The sequence below is a fragment of the Succinivibrio sp. genome, assembly GCF_045124615.1.
GTDB lineage: Bacteria > Pseudomonadota > Gammaproteobacteria > Enterobacterales > Succinivibrionaceae > Succinivibrio > Succinivibrio faecicola.
On sequence record NZ_JBGVMC010000006.1, the window covers coordinates 1 to 2,738 of the forward strand.

Annotated in this window: 4 protein-coding genes; 1 reads left to right on the plus strand and 3 read right to left on the minus strand. The window is 37.4% G+C overall.

Annotation, left to right across the window (positions count from 1 at the left end):
• The 3 genes from ACJML3_RS00100 to tyrS form a co-directional block, all read right to left on the minus strand.
• Positions 1-433 (minus strand): AAA family ATPase (locus ACJML3_RS00100; protein ID WP_406019588.1); only part of this gene is annotated, 433 nt, incomplete at its 3' end.
• A 157-nt stretch (positions 434-590) separates the two neighbouring features.
• Complete coding sequence (gene rpiA / locus ACJML3_RS00105; RefSeq protein WP_406019589.1) at positions 591-1,253, minus strand: ribose-5-phosphate isomerase RpiA; 663 nt, start codon at positions 1,251-1,253, stop codon at positions 591-593.
• Positions 1,254-1,265: 12 nt separating this feature from the next.
• Complete coding sequence (tyrS, locus tag ACJML3_RS00110) at positions 1,266-2,453, minus strand: tyrosine--tRNA ligase (protein ID WP_406019590.1); 1,188 nt, start codon at positions 2,451-2,453, stop codon at positions 1,266-1,268.
• Positions 2,454-2,586: 133 nt separating this feature from the next.
• On the opposite strand from tyrS, the gene ACJML3_RS00115 reads away from it, so the two are divergent.
• Positions 2,587-2,738, plus strand: a 152-nt coding sequence (locus ACJML3_RS00115) for an anhydro-N-acetylmuramic acid kinase (protein ID WP_406019591.1), incomplete at its 3' end; no start/stop codon positions are given.

Here is a 2,738-nt window from a genome sequence, read left to right on the forward strand (position 1 = left end):
CTAATAGTTTTTCGCTGTCATTTAAAAAAAGAAAGTCTTTAAACAAATTTGACAGAGTAAATGCTAATGCTTCGTATGCTGCATTATAATCCTTACCAAAAACTCCTTTTAGAGAAAAACTTATTACAGGAAACTGTCCTAGGTATTTGTCAGTGAACTCTTTGTCCTTTAGAATTTCTAAACCTGGAAAGAGTTTTTCTTTATACTCTCTGTTAGAAGAACCATCAGGTGCAACTCTTAAAAAAGATTTGAACATATCCATTAAAAGAGTTTTACCAAAGCGTCTTGGTCTTGTAAAAAGAATAACGGATGCTGAATTTTCAAAAACTTTCTTTATGTATGAGGATTTATCTATAAAATAGTAATCCTCTGTTCTAAGTTCAGAGAATTCCTCTGTACCAAATGGCAGTTGTTTAAAGCATTTATCACTCATAGTCTTTATCCATATTATTTTTAACTTACTTTATTGTAGCTAAAAAAACACTTGATTCAACTATATTAAAATGAATTTTTATGAAGAAAAATTGATAGGAAAATAGTGGATTTGAATATGCCTGATACTATAAAAATATCAGGCACTAGTAGAATTATTAGTTTCTCTTTAGAACCTTAACGCCATCTTCAGTTGCATATAAAACGATATCTGCTCCCTTTGAGGCAAAAAGACCTACGGTTACAACACCTGGGATCTGATTTATCTTCTGCTCAAGTGCAACAGGATCGGTGATGGTTAAACCATGAACATCAAGAATTTCACAGCCGTTATCAGTAATGCAGCCTTCACGAAGAACAGGATTTCCACCAAGCTCCTTTAGAGTTCTTGCAACCTGCTCACGTGCCATAGGAATGATTTCTACAGGGAGAGGGAACTTTCCTAAAGTCTGTACAAGCTTTGACTTGTCAACGATACAGATAAACTTTGAAGCCATTGAGGTTAGGATCTTCTCGCGGGTTAGGCATGCGCCGCCACCTTTGATCATATTGAAATTCGGATCAACCTCGTCAGCGCCGTCAATATAAACCTCATAAGGCTCAACCTCATTAGGATCAACAACCTGAACACCAACACTCTTTAATGCTTCAGTGGTTTTGTTTGATGAGCTTACAGCCTTTGCAACCTTAGCTTTGCTAATACCGATCTGCTCGATGAATTTCATTACGGTAGAGCCTGAGCCTACACCTAAAACAGCATTCTTTGGAATATAATCCAAAGCTGCCTTAGCAACCATTACCTTTAATTCGTCCTGTGTCATTTTAAACCTCTATTATGCTACAGTTACTTTTGCAAAACGTCTCTTGCCAACCTGCCATACGTGAGTGCCAGCCTCAACAGGTGCATTCTTGTCAGTAATAACCTTACCGTCACACTTAACAGCACTCTGCTTTAACATACGCATAGCCTCAGAAGTTGACTCACAAAGACCAGCATCCTTTAAAAGATTTGGAATGGTTTTTGATGATACGCTAACCTCTGCTATATCATCAGGGATTACGCCCTTTGCAAACTGAGACTTGAAGCCTTCTACAGCCTCATTTGCTTTTTGTTCACCATGGTAACGCTCAACAATTTCACGTCCAAGTTCAATTTTTGCATCACGAGGGTTCATCTGACCTGACAAGCATTTTTCCTTTAATGCCTTGATTTCATCTACATTCTTGAAAGAAAGCAGATCATAGTATGACCACATCAGATCGTCAGAAATTGACATGATCTTACCAAACATATCTTTTGGCTCTTCGGTTACACCAATATAGTTGTGTTTTGATTTTGACATTTTAACAACGCCATCAAGACCAACTAGAAGAGGCATCATAAGAACACACTGTGGTTCCATGTTTGCATCTTTTTGAAGTTCTCTACCCATTAGAAGATTAAACTTCTGATCGGTACCACCAAGCTCAACATCTGACTTGATAGCAACTGAATCATAGCCCTGGAATAATGGATATAAGAACTCATGAATAGCGATAGGCTGCTTTGATGAGAAGCGCTTTGAGAAATCATCACGCTCCAGCATACGTGCCACAGTAAGTTTTGATGCAAGCTTGATTGTACCTGCAGCACCTAGCTTTTCGCACCACTCAGAATTGTATCTGATTTCAGTCTTTTCCTTATCAAGGATCTTAAAAGCCTGCTCAGCATAGGTCTTAGCATTCTCAATGATCTGCTCACGTGGCAGTTCAGGTCTTGTTGCATTCTTACCTGAAGGATCACCGATTGCAGCAGTGAAATCACCAATAATAAGCACAACCTTGTGACCTAGTTTCTGGAATGTGCGAAGCTTATTTAAGATAACAGTATGGCCTAAATGAATATCAGGTGCGGTAGGATCCATACCTAATTTGATTGTAAGTGTTCTACCAGACTCAAGCTTCTTTTTAAGCTCTTCTAATGGAATAATTTCCTCTGCGCCACGAGCAATCTCACGTAATGCGCTCTCAATATCAGACATTACTGTCACCTATGTAATAAAATGAATTAAAATTAAAAACTGATAACTTAATATTTTAATATATTTTGAAAAAAATCTAAACTGCAAAAAGAATCAAAGAGATTTAACAATGAATGAGCTTTATATTGGACTTATGTCCGGCACAAGTATCGACGGTATTGATGCAGTACTTGCAAAATTTGATGAAAACGGAAAAAGTACAATAATAGACAGTACCAGTGTTGATTATGATGAATCAACAAGAGAGCTTTTACACTCTCTTTGTTCACCATCTGACAATGAAAT

Excerpts from the sequence above, each read along its gene's own strand:
- rpiA (WP_406019589.1), bottom strand. The coding sequence starts at position 1,253 with ATGACACAGGACGAATTAAAGGTAATGGTTGCTAAGGCAGCTTTGGAT.
- tyrS (WP_406019590.1), bottom strand. The coding sequence starts at position 2,453 with ATGTCTGATATTGAGAGCGCATTACGTGAGATTGCTCGTGGCGCAGAG.